Source organism: Halomonas litopenaei (assembly GCF_003045775.1).
Taxonomy (GTDB): Bacteria; Pseudomonadota; Gammaproteobacteria; order Pseudomonadales; family Halomonadaceae; genus Halomonas; species Halomonas litopenaei.
The window spans coordinates 368,802-383,724 of the sequence record NZ_PXNS01000005.1 but is presented as its reverse complement, the minus strand read 5'-3'; the positions used below and the strand labels follow the sequence as shown (position 1 = coordinate 383,724).

The following is a 14,923-nucleotide window of genomic DNA, read 5'->3' as shown; positions in this document are numbered from 1 at the left end:
GTTGCCTCAGGCGTGTTTCAGATGGAAGGACTTGGGCCGGGTCAGGCTGTCGAAGCCGAGCCGCGACAGCGAGCAGCCGCGGCCTGAGTGCTTGACGCCGGTCCAGGCCAGCTCCGGGTCCAGATAGTCGCAGCGATTGACGAAGGCGGTGCCCACCTGAAGCCGCGCGGCCAGCGCTTCGCCGGTGGCCAGGTCGCGGGTGAAGATCGCCCCGGTCAGGCCGAACTCGGAGTCATTCATCAAGGCGATGGCCTCGTCGTCGCCCTCCACCGCCATCACCCCGACCACCGGGCCGAAGCTCTCCTCGCGCATCACCGCCATGCTGTGGTCGACCCCGGTCAACAGCTGTGGCGCCAGATAGGCGCTGCCGGGGCGCGACAGCGGATAGTCGCCGGGGTCGATCCAGGCGCGGGCGCCGGCGGCCACCGCGGCCTCCACCTGGCCCCGCACGAAGTCCGCGGCGGCGGGCTTGACCACCGGCCCCAGGCTGGTGGACGGGTCGCAGGGGTTGCCGAGCCTGAGCTGCTTGAGCCAGGCCACCGCCCGTTCGACGAAGTCATCGAAGATGGCGCGCTCGACGTAGATCCGCTCGATGCCGCAGCAGCTCTGGCCCGAGTTGAAGAAGGCGCCGTCCATCACCCCTTCCACCGCGCTGTCCAGGTCGACGTCGGCACGCACATAGGCGGCGTCCTTGCCGCCGAGTTCCAGCGCCGTGGCGATAAAGCGCCCGGCGGTGGCAGCTTCGACGGTGCGACCACCGCCCACCGAGCCGGTGAAGGACACATGGTCGATGCGAGGGTCACCCATCAGGGTCTCGGTGGCCTGGTGGCTCAGATGCAGGTACTGGAACACCCCCTCGGGGATACCCGCCTCTCGGGCGGCCTCGACCATGCGCTCGGCACACAGCGGGGTCTGGGCAGAGTGCTTGAGGATCACCGCATTGCCGGCGAGGATCGCCGGCACCACGGCGTTCACCGCGGTCATGTAGGGGAAGTTCCAGGGCGCGACGATCAGCGAGACGCCCAGCGGTTCGCGGCGGATATAGCGGGTAAAGCCGGGCTTGTCGGCCAGGCGCAGCGGCGCGAGCGCCTCAGGCGCCATGGCGATCATCGCCCGGGCGCGCTCCTCGAAGCCGCCGATTTCCCCGCCGCCCTGAGAAATGGGCCGGCCCATCTGCCAGCACAGCTCCTCGGCGTGCTGATCGCGCCGGGCGACGAAGGCGTCCACCATCGCACTGCACAGGCGGCAGCGCTCGGCGACGTCACGTTCGCGCCAGTCCTGCTGGGCCTCGACCGCGCGGGCCAGGGCGGTTTCGATCTCGGCCGCGTCGGCCTGCTCGCGCTCCACGTACACCGAGCCGTCCACCGGCGATATCGTCTGTTGAATGGCCATGCAGTTCTCTCGTCTGTCGGTTGGCGGGATGCCGGGCATCCTCGTCAGATGATCTCGATGCCGTTCTATCGTCCGTCGATCGGCATCATGCCGGGCATCCGCGTCAGATGATCTCGAAGTAACGGTCGAGCTCCCAGTCGGTGATATGCCGACGGAATTCGCGCTCCTCCCACTCCCGGGTGGCGGCAAAGTGCTCGACGAAGTCGTCGCCGAAGAGCCCGCGTGCAGGCGTCGACGCCTTGAGCCGCTGGGCCGCCTCCCACAGGGTTCGCGGCAGCGCCTGGTGCTCGGGATGGTCGAGCTCGTAGGCGTTGCCGGTGACCGCGGTATCGGGCTCGAGCTTCTGCTCGATGCCATGAAGGCCGGCACCGATGGCCGCGGCCAGCGCCAGGTAGGGATTGGCGTCGGCGCTGCCGAGCCGGTATTCGACCCGCTGGGACTTGGCGCTGCCGGGGATCACGCGCAGGGCGGTGGTGCGATTCTCGACGCCCCAGGTGGCGTCCGTCGGCGCCCAGAAGCCGGGAATCAGCCGGGTGTAGCTGTTGATGGTGGGGGCGAACATGGCCAGAAACTCCGGCATCAGCCGCTGCTGGCCGGCGACGAAGTGACGCTGGATGGCGCTCATGGAGTGCTCGGCGTCGGCGTCGTAGAAGGCCGACTCGCCGCTCTCGAGGTGATTCATCGACAGGTGGATATGGCCGCTCTGGCCGGGATAGTCCGGCGACCACTTGGCCATGAAGGTGGCCATCAGGCCGCGTCGCTGGGCCCACACCTTGGTGAAGGTCTTGAACAGCGCCGCCTTGTCGCCGGCGGCCAGCGCCTCGTCGACGCCGATGGCGGCCTCGAGCACGCCTGGCCCGGTCTCGGTGTGCAGCCCCTCGATGGGGAAGTCCATGCGCTGGGACAGCTCCAGCAGCTCGTGGTAGAGCTCGGCATGCACCGAACTCCTGAGCATGGAGTAGCCCATCATGTCCGGGGTCAGCGGGCGCAGGTTGCGAAAGCCCTTCTCGCGCACCGATTCCGGCGTCTCCTGGAACATGAAGAATTCATACTCCAGCGAGCCGTGTACCGAGAAGCCCATCTCGGCGGCCCGGCCCAGCACTCGCCGCAGCAGGCCACGCGGACAGATCGCCTCGGCCCGCTCGGTGAATTCGGCCATGAACAGCAGCATGTCGCCTTCAAAGGGTACCTCGCGACAGCTCTCCGGCAGCACGCGCAACTGGGCGTCGGGATAGCCGGTGTGCCAGCCGGTGTAGCGCGTGTTGTCGTACAGCTCGTCCTTGCTGTCCCAGCCCAGCACCACGTCGCAGAAGGCGAAGCCGCCGTCGAGGGCGGCAAAGAACTTGTCGCGGTGCATGTACTTGCCGACCATCACCCCGTCCAGATCGAGGAAACCGATCTTGACGTGGGAGAGGTTGCGCGCCTCGACCACCCGGCGGGCGTCATCCGCCGTGCGCACGTCCCTGGGATTGAGTCCTGACATCGATCACCCTCCTCATGGGCGAAGGAACAAGGGCGAAGAAACAACGGGCCGACCTTGATTGCCGAGCCGGCCCGCAACGCCCGATATCTACCGAGAGTGTCAGCTGTAGCGGTAGGGAGGTCCCGCCTGCTGCATGGTCTGACGATAGTCCTTGAGGATCTGCACCACCTTGGCGTTGCGCTCGCTCTGGCCTGCGATCTCGTCCCAGAAGCTCAGCGCCTCGTCCTCGATAGTCTGCCACTCGCTTTCCGGGATCGAGGTCAGCTCCAGCTTGCCGCCCTGGGTGCGGTAGTGGGCCTCGCCCCACCAGTACCAGTGCTGACGATAGTAGTGAGAGCTGTCCATGCACATTCTGAACAGCGTCTTCAGGTGATCCGGCAGCTCGTTCCAGCGCTCGCTGTTGGCGAAGTAGGAGCCGGCCCAGGCGCCGGAAATATTGTTGGTCAGGTAGTAGCTGGAGACGTCCGCCCAGCCCACGGTGTAGGCCTCGGTGATGCCGGCCCAGGCGATGCCGTCGAGTTCACGAGTCTGCATGGCGACCTCGATGTCCTCCCAGGGCAGGGTCACCGGCACCACCCCGAAGCGGGTCAGGAAGCGCCCGGCGGTGGGGAAGGTGAAGACCCGTTTGCCCTCCAGGTCCTTGATGCTGCGGATCGGCTCCCGGGTGACAAAGTTGCAGGGGTCCCAGCTGCCGGAGCCGAGCCAGGTCACTCCCTCGATCTCGCCGTAGGCCTCCTCCCAGATTTCCTTGAGGCCGTAGTGGTTGAACAGGGTCGGCACGTCCAGGCTATAGCGCGAGGCGAACGGGAAGTAGCCGCCGAACACCGAGACATCGACCGGGGCGTTGATCGAGTCGTCGTCGCTCTGCACCGCGTCGATGGTGCCCCGCTGCATCGCTCGGAACAGCTCGCCGGTGGGCACCAGCTGGTCGGAGAAGTACAGCTCGATCTCCATCTCGCCGTTGGCGGCCTTGTTGAAGGCCTCGATGGAGGGCTTGATCACGTGCTCCGCCAGGGCTGGCCCCGCATAGGTCTGCAGTCGCCAGCGGATCGGCGTCTTCGACTGGGCGTGGACGTAGGGGGCGGCCAGAGTGCCCGCCCCCACGGTGGCGGCGGTGGCGACACCGGCCTTCTTGAGGAAGTCGCGACGATTGGTCATCCGTTCTCTCCCGTTTTCGTTGTTGTTGCCTGACGTTGCGTCCGTAAAGGACGCCTGTTGTCGTCTTCTCCTGCCTTGACGCTTCTTGCTTCACATCCCTGCCTGCCGGGCCAAGACCGCGACAGTCCTGCTTCAGTAGTCCCTGAACAGACCCGGCAGCCATAGCGCCAGCTCGGGAAACGCGGTGATCAGCGCAAGCCCCGCCAGCATGATGGCGACGAATGGCCAGACGCTGCGGTAGATGTCGCCGAGACTGATCTCCGGCGGGGCCATGGCGCGCATCAGAAAGAGGTTGTAGCCAAACGGTGGGGTCATGTAGGCGATCTGCACGGTGATGGTGTAGAGCACTCCGTACCAGATCGGGTCGAAGCCCAGGGTGATCACCAGCGGCACGTACAGCGGCGCCACGATCACCAGCATGGCGGTGTCGTCGAGGAACATGCCGAGCAGAATGTAGGACAGCTGCATCATCACCAGGATCTGCCAGGGGGTGAGGCCGAACTGGTCGAGGAATACTGACTCGATGGCGCGCACCGCGCCGAGACCGTCGAACACCGCGCCAAAGCACAGCGCCGCCAGGATGATCCACATGAACATGCAGGTGATGCCGAGCGAGCGGCGCACCGTGGTTTCGATTACCGCCAGCGTCAGACGGCGCTTGAACGCCGCCGCCAGGGTCGCCGACAGCGCCCCCACCGCGGCGCTCTCGACCAGGCTGGTGACGCCCATCACGAACAGCCCGGTCATGAAGAAGAAGATTGCCAGCGGCATGATGCCCGCGCGCAGAAGCTTCAGCTTGTCGGCGGTGGACAGGTTGCGCTCCTCCGGCGGCAGCGCCGGCCCCAGGCTCGGCTGCAGGCGACAACGCACCACGATGTAGATGACGAACATCGCAGCCAGGATCAACCCGGGGATGGCGCCGGCAAGCCACAGCTGGCTGACCGGCTGTCGCGCGATCATGCCGTAGAGCACCAGCACCACGCTGGGCGGCACCAGGATGCCAAGCGAGCTTCCGGCCTGGATCACCCCAGTGACCATGATCTTGTCGTAGCCCCGGCGCAGCAGTTCCGGCAGGGCGATGGTGGCACCGATGGCCATGCCGGCCACACTCAGTCCATTCATCGCCGAGACCACCACCATCAGGCCGATGGTACCGACGGCGAGCCCGCCCTTGAGCCCGCCCATCCATACGTGGAACATCTCGTAGAGTTCGGAGGCGATGCCCGACTCCGAGAGCATGTAACCCATGAAGATGAACAAAGGCAGGGTCAACAGCGGATACCAGTTCATCAACTGGATGGCAGCGCTGAACGGCATCTCCATGCCGCCATCGCCCCACAGCAAGAGCGCCGCCGCCGCGCCGACGAAGCCGATGACGCCGAACACCCGCTGTCCGGTCAACAGCAGCAACATCATCGAAGAGAACATCGTCAGCGCGATCATTTCATAGCTCATCGATCGCCCTCCGTCCCTGGCTCTGGCTTAGAAACAGCAACATCATCGACGCTCTCGACAAGGGCAGCATAAGCACGATCATTTCATAGCTCATCGATCGCCCTCCGTCCCTGGCTCTGGCTCTGGCTCTGGCTTAGAAACAGCAACATCATCGACGCTCTCGACAAGAGCAGCGTAAGCGCGATCATTTCATAGCTCATCGATCGCCCTCCCCGTCCTTCCGGTCCTGCTCTTCCCTGCCGTCCTTATCCCCCTCGGTCTGCTCGAGCGGGTGTCCTCTCAGCACGGCGATATCCTTGAACAGGGTCGAGAGGCACTGGGCTAGCATCAGCGCTACCCCCAGGGTCATGATGATCTTGATCGGCGCCAGCGGCGGCGCCCAGGAGCTGTAGTTGGTCTCGCCGTACTTGATCGCGTAGCTGGTGCTGGAGATGCCGCCGGCCAGCAGGGTGGCGAGGAACACCAGCAACAGCAGCATGGTCAGGACGTCGCTCATGGCCTTGGCCCGTGGCGATAGTCGGGTATAGAAGAGGTCCATGCGCACATGGTCGTCGAGCTGCATGGAGTAGGCGCCGCCCAGCAGAAAGTAGGCGACCATCAGGAACTGAGAGACCTCGACGCCCCAGATCAACGGCCGATCAAACAGGGTGCGCGAGAGCGAGGCGTAGAGCAGGACCCCGATCATCACGAAGATCAGGTACATGACGATACGACCGATACGCCGATTGAATCGGTCCACGTAGCGGACGTAGAGACGAATGGCTGCCGGCATGGGCGCTCCCGGACACAAGAGGAATCTCCTGAGTCTTGGCCCAGCCTGGCCGGACGTGCCAGTTGCATCGACTTCAACGACGTGATGACTATCGAAGCTTTCGATACTGCTCAAGCAAAGTGCAGAGAAAAGCAGCCACTGCACCGAAACCGGCCATGCAACTGGCCATCGCCGGGAAGATTCTCAGACGGAAGTGACGATCTGCTCCTCGACCCAGGGCAGCTCCTCGGTGAGCGTGGCACGAAAGTCGCCGTCCAGCAGGCGGCGGGCGTCCCGCGCCAGCTGCCCAGGCAAGCCACCGAGTTCGTCGCGCCTGGCGACCAGCGTCAACGAGCGCTTGAGCGGCGCCAGCGGCAGCGCTTCGATACGCACCCTGAGCTGATCGAGCCCCGCCTGATACAGGCACAGCGGGGTCGTCACGGTAAAGCCGACGCCGTCGCTCACCGCCTTGAGCAAGGCGCAGGTGTTGTCCAGGTGCAGCCGCGCCGGCAGCTCCACACCGGCCAGGCGCAGGTGGCGCTCGATACTCTGGCCGATCAGCGACTGTGGCACGTAGCGCACGAAGTCGAGCTGACGCGATAGCCAGCGCAGATTGTCAGCAGGCCCCGTCCAACTCGCCGGCAACACCAGCACAAAGGGCTCGTCCAGCACCCTGTGACGCTCCAGGCCGTCGTAGTTTTCCAGCCGATCGTCGGAGATGATCACGTCCACATGCCGCGTCAGCAACGAGTGGCCGTGCATGTGCGAAAGCCCGGTGGTCAGGGTGTAGTCACGGGTGTGGCGGCGGATGACATCGATCAGCGGCTTGCCCACGGCGGTGGCCAGCGAATCCACCAGCGCCAGGCGCATCTGATGCAATTGACCGAAGGCGCCGGTGATCAGTTCGCGGCGGGTATCCCGGGCCTCGCCCAGCAGACGGCGGGCACGGTCATAAAAGAAGCGCCCGGCGCTGGTGGGCTCCAGCGGCCGCGAGCGGCGCTCGAACAGCGCCAGCCCCAGGCTCTCTTCGAGGGTCGCCAGGCAATGCGACACCGACGACTGGGTCAGGCCGAGCGCCTCGGCGGCGGCGCTCTGGCTACCGCGTTCCAGGGTCTCGACGAAGATTTCCATACTGCGCAGGTCGAAGCCGAAGCCATTCTTCATGGCGTCTCCTCGGTGGTGATGTTGTTATTGTCTCGGCGCTGTTGTCGGCTCTTGCAGGGGCTGTCGCAGAGATCCTTGACCCGGTGCTGATCCTGGTCGGTGTCGAAGCTCTACTCTGACTCCTGCGGAACTTGTCGGCCCGGCACAAGTCTACCCTGGCAAGCCGAACAACAGGGAAGTCCGATGACCTACGTCGCCAGCGCCAGCTACCACGAACGACCGTCCTCCCACTGGACCGGCTGGGGCCAGTGGATCGCGCTTGTCACCATGACCCTGGACCACCTGGCACGCTACCTGGCCACCGACGCCTGGCACCTTGGCTGGGTCGATTCGAGCGTGGGCCGTATCGCCTTTCCACTGTTCGCCGGCATGGTCGCCTGGCACGGGCTGTTCAATACCCGTGATCCGCTGCGCTACGCGCGCCGGGTGATGATCATCGGTCTGCTGGCCCAGTTACCCTACCAACTGATGCCCCGCGAGGCGCTGTTTCAGCTCAACATCTGCTTTACCCTGGCGCTCGGGCTGATGGCCGGACACTGGCTTGAGCAACTGACCCGGCGACAGGAGGCCGGAGAGCTGGGCCATGTACGCCTGGCGCTGGAGACCCTCGGCGTGGCAACCGGCTGGTACTTTGCCGGCTTCTGGGTCGAATACGGCCACCATGGCCTGTTGCTGGTGCCGTTTTTCATGCTTGGCATGGGCCAGCTCCATCGTACCGACGACGCCCTGCTCTCGCGCCTGCTGGCGGTGGTCGGCTGCCTGCCGCTGCTGCTGGTGGCAGGCATGATGAACAGCTCCGACATGGCCAAGTCGGTGACCGTGGCCACGGTCCTGGCGGTGCTGCTGCTGGCCGCTGGTGCTCACCGGCTATGCCGCGCGCCCGGCATCGTCATGCCGCGGCGGATGTGGCTCGCGTGGTATCCGGCCCACTTCGCGGTGATCGCCGCCATCCTGCTGTGGACCGGCAACGCCCAGATAATGTGAACCCGCCAAGGTGGCTCGCCTGCTCTTGGTACCCCCAGGCCCACTTCGCGGTGATCGCCGCCATCCTGCTGTGGACCGGCAACGCCCAGATAATGTGAACCCGCCAAGGTGGCTCGCCTGCTCTTGGTACCCCCAGGCCCACTTCGCGGTGATCGCCGCCATCCTGCTGTGGACCGGCAACGCCCAGATCATGTAACGGTACCGGCAACGCCCAGAGAACCCGCCAAGGTGGCTCGCCTGCTCTTGATACCCCCAGGCCCACTTCGCGGTGATCGTCGCCATCCTGCTGTGGACCGGCAACGCCCAGATAATGTGATATTGAAAGCGCGGTGATCGCCGCCATCCTGCTGTGGACCGGCAACGCCCAGATAATGTGATATTGAAAGCGCGGTGATCGCCGCCATTCTGCTGTGGAACGGCAACGCCCAGATCCTCTAGGCGTCCTGCGCCGGCAGCGCAAAACGGCTTCTCTGTTCCATCAAGAAGACCTTGAAGGCCTGCCAGGCCGGGCTGCGGTAGCGGTCCGGATGCCACACCAGCGAGAAGTGGCGGGTCAGCGGCAGGTCATGTGACAGCGCCAGCAACTCCCCTCGCTCGAGCTCTCCCCGCACGCTCAGGTGCGACAGGCAACCCAGTCCCAGGCCCGCCGCCACAGCCTGCTTGATCGCCTCGTGCTGCCCCAGCTCCATGCGTACCTTGAGCCTCGGCACCCGGGGCAGCACCGCCGCCTCGAGCACCTCCCGGCTGCCGGAGCCGATCTCGCGCAGGATCCACGACTGCTCGACCAGATCAGCGTCCTCGACCCGGCCCTTGGCCACCAGCGGATGTCCGGGCGCGCAGACAATCACCATATGATCTTCGCACCACACTTCGCTGGCGAGTCCCGGCTCGTGACAGCGCCCCTCGATCATCCCCAGGTCGGCGTCGAAGCGCTGTACCTCGGAGATCACCTCGCCGGTATTGCGAAGCCTCAGGCGCAGGTCGACCCCCGGATGCAGTCCGCCGAACTCCCCGGCCAGCGGCGGCAACAGATAGGTGCCGATGGTGGCGCTGGCGGAGATCGCTAGGCTGCCGTGGAGCTCGTCTCCCGGTTCCTCGGCGGCGGCGATCAGCTCGCCCAGATCATCCAGCAGCTGTTCGGCGCGCGGCAGCAGTCGATGGCCCATGTCGTTCAGGCCAAGCCGCCGTCCCGGGCGTTCGAACAGGGTGACACCAAGTTGACGCTCCAGGTCCGCCAGCGCCTGGCTGGTCGCCGACTGGGACAGGCTCAGTTGTCTGGCCGCGGCGCTGACGGTTCCCAGCCGGGCCACCGCCACGAAGACCTCGAGCTGGCGCAGGGTGATATGGGAGCGGGTGGGACTGTCTGGCGAGAAACTCATCACGGTGCTCGACGGTTGCAGGGAAGATGGCGGGGAAACGACAACGGCTCCTATATCGGCTCAGCTTATAACAGGTTTCGTTATTACACGATAATCATCTGGCATATCCACGCCTAGAATCTCCCTATCGAACCGACGCCTCAGGCTCCACCCAGACGAGCCGGTAGCGGCGATACCCTGACACGAAGAGGAGATCCGCTCATGTGGCAAGGACTTGCGCTATGCGCACTATTGACGCTGGCCGGGCAGGCCATCAGCCGACTGCCCGGTATCGCCGACGCAGGCGTCAGTCCGCTGGTGTTCGCCCTGCTGCTGGGCATCGTGGTCGGCAATCTGCCGCTCAAGCGCACCGTCGAGGGCGCCCAGCCGGGGCTCGCCTTCGCTACCCGCTGGCTGCTGCGCGGCGGCATCGTGCTGTTCGGCCTCTCGCTGACCTTCGCTCAGGTGGTCGGACTCGGGCCCAAGGTGCTGCTGCTGGACGCGCTGATCATCACCGCGGTACTGCTGGTCGGCTACCAGATCGGCACCCGGGTGCTCGGCATGGATCGCGAGACCACCCTGCTGACCAGTGCCGGCAGCGCCATCTGCGGCGCCGCTGCGGTGCTCGCCACCGAGTCGACCATTCGCTCGAAGCCGGCAGCGGCGTCCATGGCGGTGGCCACGGTGGTGCTGTTCGGCTCCCTGGCCATGCTGACCTACCCGCTGCTGTATCCGTGGCTGGGCATGGACGAGGGACTGTTCGGGGTCTATATCGGCGCTACCGTGCATGAGGTGGCCCAGGTGGTCGCCGCCGGCGACGCCGTCGGCCCGGATGCCCTGGCCAACGCGGTCATCGTCAAGCTGGTGCGGGTGATGCTGCTGGTGCCCTTCCTGCTGGTGGTCGGCCAATGGTGGCTGCGTCAGCCGACCCAGGAAGGCGCCGAGGCCGGCGCTCAGGGCGCACACAAGGCCAAGCTGGTGATCCCCTGGTTTGCCCTCGGCTTTATCGCCATGGTCGGCGTCAACAGCGTCATCACCCTGCCCGCGCCGCTGCACTCGGGTCTGGTGCTGGCCGGCCAGATCGCCCTGACCATGGCCATGGCCGCGCTTGGCATCAACACCCGGATGTCTCGCCTCAAAGCGCTCGGCGTGAAGCCCTTTCTGCTCGCCCTGATCCTGTTTGTGCTACTGGTGGTTGGTGGCGGGATGGCCAGTGCCCTGCTGATGGGCTGACCGGATCGATGGACCGGGCAGGAACCCGACACACAGCGAAGAAGGCGGCCTTGCGGCCGCCTTCTTGCGTGGTGCTGATCCATCATTGAGCAGCGAGAGACTTGCCCCTGCTACAGAGAGAATTCCTCGCCGTCGTAGGACGTCTGTACCTCGATGCTTCCTTCGACGATCTCGGCGGCGAGGCGATCGAGTTCGGCGACGATGTCGTCCTCGACCCAGGGCGCCAGCGACAGACGCACCGCCTCCGGGTTCTCCAGGCCGATACGCACCACCTCACCCGAGCTCCAGCTGCCCTGCTTGACCGCCTCGGCAGCAACAAAACCCGCCATGGACACGTTGGCGATGGCGGAGCCGGCGAACACCTCCGGGTAGTCCTCATGCCACTCGCGCACATTGCCGAACTGCCAAACGCCTTCGGCCTCCTGCATCGCCTCGATGGCCCCTTGGCGACCTGCATTCAACATGGTGAAGATGATATCGGCACCGGCCTCGATCTGGGCGCTGGCCACGTCATGGGCCAGTGACACATCGTCCTGATCGCCGGCGAAGATGGTGAGGAAGTCGGCGTCCGGCCGGGTATGCTGCAGACCGTGGTAGAAGCCCCCGCGACCCTTGAGACCCGGAGTGACGCGAATCCCCGAGATATGGCCCACCACGCCGCTTTGGGTCAGCAGACCCGCCGCTGCACCGGCGAGCCAGGCGGACTGCTCCTGAAGGACCTCATAGCTCGACACATTGTCGCCGGTGACATCCCCCTGGGTAACGGAGAACAGCACCTCGGGATAGTCCGCGGCCACCGTCATCACCGCCTCGGAATTCTGACCGCCGTGGGCGATGATCAGGTCCGGCCCGGCATCCGCCAATCTCCGCAGGGCGGCCTCAAGCGCGTCGGGCTCCGGCGCTATCCCGTCCTCGTAGCTGATCTCGGCGCCAAGTTCGGCCTCGATGCGCTCGAGTCCACGGTAACCCGCCTCCATGAAGCCGCCGTCATCCTTCTGCCCCGGCAATAGCATGGCCACCTCGAAGGCATCCGCCACGGCCAGGGAAGGCGAAAGCGAGAGACCACACAGCGCCGCCATGTATCCAACTTTACGTATCATCGAACACCTCATTACTTATTTTTGTATACAGAACGTATCAACTACTCTAGCGCCGTGGTGGCGTCATCGCCACCCCGAAACGACGACGGGCCCCGTAATGGGGCCCGTCGTGGAGGAAGCGAAACAGCGCCTGGCTCAGTCTTCGAAGCTGAAGCGCACCTCGGGGGCGTCCGGCACCAGGGCGGCGCATTCGCGCACCCGCTTGAGCAGGCTCGCGTGATCGTCGGCGACCAGGTTGATGTGACCAAGCTTGCGACCGGCGCGCTCGCTCTTGTCGTAGCGATGCAGGTGGGCGTCGCGCATGGCCAGCACCTGGCTCGGCTCGGGCTCGCGTCCGATCACGTTGACCATGCAGGTCGGCGCCCGGGCACTGGTGTCCCCCAGCGGCAGGCCCTGGATGGCACGCAGATGATTCTCGAACTGGCTGGTCACCGCGCCATCCATGGTCCAGTGGCCGGAGTTGTGCACTCGCGGTGCCATCTCGTTGGCCAGCAGGCTGCCGTCGGCGCACTGGAACAGCTCCAGGGTCAGCACACCGACATAGTCCAACTCGTCCAGCAGCGCCCGGATGTATTCATCGGCGGTGTGCTGGACGCTGTCGTCGAGATCCGGCATCGGCGCCAGCGAGTAACGCAGGATGCCATCGACATGGACGTTTTCCGCCATGGGATAGAACACCACCTCTCCGTCGCGTCCGCGCACGGCGATGATCGACACCTCGCGCACGAAGTCGACAAAGGACTCGACGATCAACCGCGGGTGATTGATGCGCTTCCAGGCATCGGCAGCTTCCGCCGGGTCCTTCAGCACCGCCTGCCCCTTGCCGTCATAGCCCTCGGTGATCGACTTGGCCACCACCGGCGTGCCCAGCTCACGAGCGGCGGCTTCCAGCGACTCGGCGCTGTCCACCAGGCGATAGGCCGGCGTCGGAATACCCAGTCGATCGAACAGCGCCTTCTCCTCGGCACGATTCTGACACACCCGGATCGCCTCACTGCCGGGGTAGACCGGTTTCTCGGCTTCGATCGCCTGGACCAACGACACCGGCAGGTGCTCAAACTCGTAGGTGACCAGGTCGACGTCTTCGAGGAAGCTCTGGACGTGCTTCTGGTCGGTGTCGATCATCACCTCGCCGATCCCGGCGCTGGGGTGGCCGGTGGTATCGAGAAAGCGGAACCGGTTGGCCAGCGGATAGCCGGCCAGCGCCAGCATACGGCCGAGCTGTCCGGCCCCGAGAACGCCAATCTTCATGACTTGCTCCTGTTTTCCTGCGGGTACACGACGCCGTTCAGCCCTGGCGAGACTCGGGCGGACGAGGATCGGGATTGTCGAGCACGGTCTGGGTCTGCTCGGCGCGGAAGGCCTCGACGGCCTCGCGAACCTGGCTGTCCCCGAGCCCCACGATCTGGGCTGCCAGCAGGCCAGCATTGGTAGCGCCGGCCTTGCCGATGGCCAGGGTGCCGACGGCGACGCCGCCCGGCATCTGGGCGATCGACAGCAGTGAATCCAGCCCCTTGAGCGCCTTGGACTCCACCGGCACGCCGAGCACCGGCAGCGCGGTCTGGGAGGCGGCCATGCCGGGCAGGTGCGCTGCACCGCCAGCCCCGGCGATGATCACCTGAATACCACGCTCGGCGGCACCCTTGGCGTAGTCGAACAGCAGATCCGGGGTGCGGTGGGCGGAGACCACCTGGGTCTCGTAGCTCACGCCGAGGCGCTCGAGCATGGTCACGGCGTGTTCCATGACCGGCCAGTCGGACTTGGAACCCATGATCACGCCGACCCGGGGCGCTGGGGAAGTGGATGACATCGGCAACTCCTCGAAGAAACGACGGCGCCGCGGCAAAGAAATCGCCACGACAAGGGAACAATCGGGAAGCGGCATAGTCTAGCAGAGCCGGGGGAGCAGTACCTCTCCCTATGCGGAGACGTCGCCAGCCAGCGACAGCGCCTTTCACCCTGACTGCGCATTGGCCTGCTAGGGTAACGCTGCTGTCGCGGCCATCGCCGACACTCCACGCCGCCTGACAGGACGACCCGCTCACCCAAGGAGAGAGCCATGAAACCGACCCTGCTGCTTATTGCCGCCCTGACCTCCGGCCTGGCGCTGGCCGGTTGCGATGAGGGACAGAGCACCGCCAGCACCGCGCAGGAGGGCTCGAACGCCAGCCAGCAGAGCACCACCGAACAGGCGCAGAAAATGACGCTTGACGGTACCCTGAGCTTCGCCGAGGCCGGCCAGAGCCTGCCCGACAATGCCGAGGTCACGGTGTTGCTCAACGACGTTGCCCTCGCCGACGCCCCGGCCAGGACCATCGCCGAAACCACGGTGACCATCGAGCGCCAGGCACCGACCGACTTCTCGCTGAGCTACGCAAGCGACGCGGTGAACCCGCGCCACACCCACAGCCTGCGTGGCGAGATCCGCAACGACGAAGGTCAGTTGGTGTGGACCAGTACCGAAGCCACTCCGGTGGAAGTCGGTGCCGACGCCGACCAGCCGCCGGTGTCGGTGGTGCTGCGCCCGGTGGGTGCCGACGGCAATGCCCAGAGCGACAGCATGCAGAAGGCCCAGGAGGCGCTGCTGTCCAGCGGTGATGAACCCACCGCCGCCGAGAAGCAGGCCGTGGAAGAGGCCGACGCCGTGGCCGAACAGGCCGCCGGCATGCAGGAGCCCAGCCAGGGCGCCGCCGCGGCGAGCGGCGAAAATGCCGACACCGGTGCCAATACCGAGACGTCGTCCAGCCAGCCGCAGTAAGCGAGCGCCCTCGACGGACCGGCTCCTCCCGATACGACAACGCCGTGCCCAAGGGCACGGCGTTGTCGCTGTTGGCGGCTGCCCTGG

At 65.6% G+C, this 14,923-nt stretch carries 13 protein-coding genes; 3 read left to right on the top strand and 10 right to left on the bottom strand.

Annotation, left to right across the window (positions count from 1 at the left end; all coding sequences use genetic code 11):
* Window positions 1-6: 6 nt before the first annotated feature.
* From C6W88_RS10490 to C6W88_RS10465, 6 genes are all read right to left on the bottom strand, one after another.
* Window positions 7-1,392: an aldehyde dehydrogenase family protein gene (locus C6W88_RS10490; RefSeq protein ID WP_108132399.1), complete on the bottom strand. Its 1,386-nt coding sequence runs from the start codon at window positions 1,390-1,392 to the stop codon at window positions 7-9.
* A gap of 103 nt (window positions 1,393-1,495) precedes the next feature.
* Complete coding sequence (locus tag C6W88_RS10485; RefSeq protein ID WP_108132398.1) at window positions 1,496-2,875, bottom strand: glutamine synthetase family protein; 1,380 nt, start codon at window positions 2,873-2,875, stop codon at window positions 1,496-1,498.
* A gap of 99 nt (window positions 2,876-2,974) precedes the next feature.
* Window positions 2,975-4,033 (bottom strand): twin-arginine translocation signal domain-containing protein, encoded by a 1,059-nt coding sequence (locus C6W88_RS10480; protein ID WP_045992803.1) that lies wholly within the window; start codon window positions 4,031-4,033, stop codon window positions 2,975-2,977.
* Window positions 4,034-4,165: 132 nt separating this feature from the next.
* Window positions 4,166-5,488: a TRAP transporter large permease gene (locus tag C6W88_RS10475; protein ID WP_045992804.1), complete on the bottom strand. Its 1,323-nt coding sequence runs from the start codon at window positions 5,486-5,488 to the stop codon at window positions 4,166-4,168.
* Window positions 5,489-5,684: 196 nt separating this feature from the next.
* Window positions 5,685-6,260 carry a TRAP transporter small permease subunit gene (locus C6W88_RS10470; protein WP_108132397.1) on the bottom strand — a complete coding sequence of 192 codons (576 nt, stop codon included), beginning with the start codon at window positions 6,258-6,260 and terminating at the stop codon, window positions 5,685-5,687.
* A gap of 183 nt (window positions 6,261-6,443) precedes the next feature.
* Window positions 6,444-7,403, bottom strand: a complete 960-nt coding sequence (locus C6W88_RS10465) for a LysR family transcriptional regulator (RefSeq protein ID WP_045992806.1) — start codon at window positions 7,401-7,403, stop codon at window positions 6,444-6,446.
* Between the two features lie 183 nt (window positions 7,404-7,586).
* On the opposite strand from C6W88_RS10465, the gene C6W88_RS10460 reads away from it, so the two are divergent.
* Complete coding sequence (locus tag C6W88_RS10460) at window positions 7,587-8,387, top strand: TraX family protein (RefSeq protein ID WP_108132396.1); 801 nt, start codon at window positions 7,587-7,589, stop codon at window positions 8,385-8,387.
* A 434-nt stretch (window positions 8,388-8,821) separates the two neighbouring features.
* On the opposite strand, the gene C6W88_RS10455 is transcribed toward C6W88_RS10460, so the two are convergent.
* On the bottom strand, window positions 8,822-9,766 hold the full coding sequence (locus C6W88_RS10455; RefSeq protein WP_045992807.1) for a LysR substrate-binding domain-containing protein: 945 nt from the start codon (window positions 9,764-9,766) through the stop codon (window positions 8,822-8,824).
* Between the two features lie 201 nt (window positions 9,767-9,967).
* Between C6W88_RS10455 and C6W88_RS10450 the strand changes: the two genes are divergently transcribed.
* The gene (locus tag C6W88_RS10450; RefSeq protein WP_108132395.1) at window positions 9,968-10,978 is read left to right on the top strand and encodes a YeiH family protein; all 1,011 of its coding nucleotides are present in this window, start codon (window positions 9,968-9,970) and stop codon (window positions 10,976-10,978) included.
* 110 nt (window positions 10,979-11,088) lie between these two features.
* On the opposite strand, the gene C6W88_RS10445 is transcribed toward C6W88_RS10450, so the two are convergent.
* The 3 genes from C6W88_RS10445 to purE form a co-directional block, all read right to left on the bottom strand.
* Window positions 11,089-12,078: a BMP family protein gene (locus C6W88_RS10445; RefSeq protein ID WP_197037102.1), complete on the bottom strand. Its 990-nt coding sequence runs from the start codon at window positions 12,076-12,078 to the stop codon at window positions 11,089-11,091.
* Window positions 12,079-12,213: 135 nt separating this feature from the next.
* Complete coding sequence (locus tag C6W88_RS10440; RefSeq protein WP_045992810.1) at window positions 12,214-13,329, bottom strand: 5-(carboxyamino)imidazole ribonucleotide synthase; 1,116 nt, start codon at window positions 13,327-13,329, stop codon at window positions 12,214-12,216.
* Window positions 13,330-13,366: 37 nt separating this feature from the next.
* Window positions 13,367-13,888, bottom strand: coding sequence for a 5-(carboxyamino)imidazole ribonucleotide mutase (purE, locus tag C6W88_RS10435; protein ID WP_108132393.1), 522 nt, complete (start codon window positions 13,886-13,888; stop codon window positions 13,367-13,369).
* 249 nt (window positions 13,889-14,137) lie between these two features.
* On the opposite strand from purE, the gene C6W88_RS10430 reads away from it, so the two are divergent.
* Window positions 14,138-14,836 (top strand): YbaY family lipoprotein, encoded by a 699-nt coding sequence (locus C6W88_RS10430; protein ID WP_052704348.1) that lies wholly within the window; start codon window positions 14,138-14,140, stop codon window positions 14,834-14,836.
* Window positions 14,837-14,923: the final 87 nt, after the last annotated feature.

Bases quoted from the DNA above. Each gene is read 5' to 3' on its own strand.
- C6W88_RS10490 (WP_108132399.1), bottom strand. From the start codon at position 1,392: ATGGCCATTCAACAGACGATATCGCCGGTGGACGGCTCGGTGTACGTG.
- C6W88_RS10485 (WP_108132398.1), bottom strand. From the start codon at position 2,875: ATGTCAGGACTCAATCCCAGGGACGTGCGCACGGCGGATGACGCCCGC.
- C6W88_RS10480 (WP_045992803.1), bottom strand. From the start codon at position 4,033: ATGACCAATCGTCGCGACTTCCTCAAGAAGGCCGGTGTCGCCACCGCC.
- C6W88_RS10475 (WP_045992804.1), bottom strand. From the start codon at position 5,488: ATGAGCTATGAAATGATCGCGCTGACGATGTTCTCTTCGATGATGTTG.
- C6W88_RS10470 (WP_108132397.1), bottom strand. From the start codon at position 6,260: ATGCCGGCAGCCATTCGTCTCTACGTCCGCTACGTGGACCGATTCAAT.
- C6W88_RS10465 (WP_045992806.1), bottom strand. From the start codon at position 7,403: ATGAAGAATGGCTTCGGCTTCGACCTGCGCAGTATGGAAATCTTCGTC.
- C6W88_RS10460 (WP_108132396.1), top strand. From the start codon at position 7,587: ATGACCTACGTCGCCAGCGCCAGCTACCACGAACGACCGTCCTCCCAC.
- C6W88_RS10455 (WP_045992807.1), bottom strand. From the start codon at position 9,766: ATGAGTTTCTCGCCAGACAGTCCCACCCGCTCCCATATCACCCTGCGC.
- C6W88_RS10450 (WP_108132395.1), top strand. From the start codon at position 9,968: ATGTGGCAAGGACTTGCGCTATGCGCACTATTGACGCTGGCCGGGCAG.
- C6W88_RS10445 (WP_197037102.1), bottom strand. From the start codon at position 12,078: ATGATACGTAAAGTTGGATACATGGCGGCGCTGTGTGGTCTCTCGCTT.
- C6W88_RS10440 (WP_045992810.1), bottom strand. From the start codon at position 13,329: ATGAAGATTGGCGTTCTCGGGGCCGGACAGCTCGGCCGTATGCTGGCG.
- purE (WP_108132393.1), bottom strand. From the start codon at position 13,888: ATGTCATCCACTTCCCCAGCGCCCCGGGTCGGCGTGATCATGGGTTCC.
- C6W88_RS10430 (WP_052704348.1), top strand. From the start codon at position 14,138: ATGAAACCGACCCTGCTGCTTATTGCCGCCCTGACCTCCGGCCTGGCG.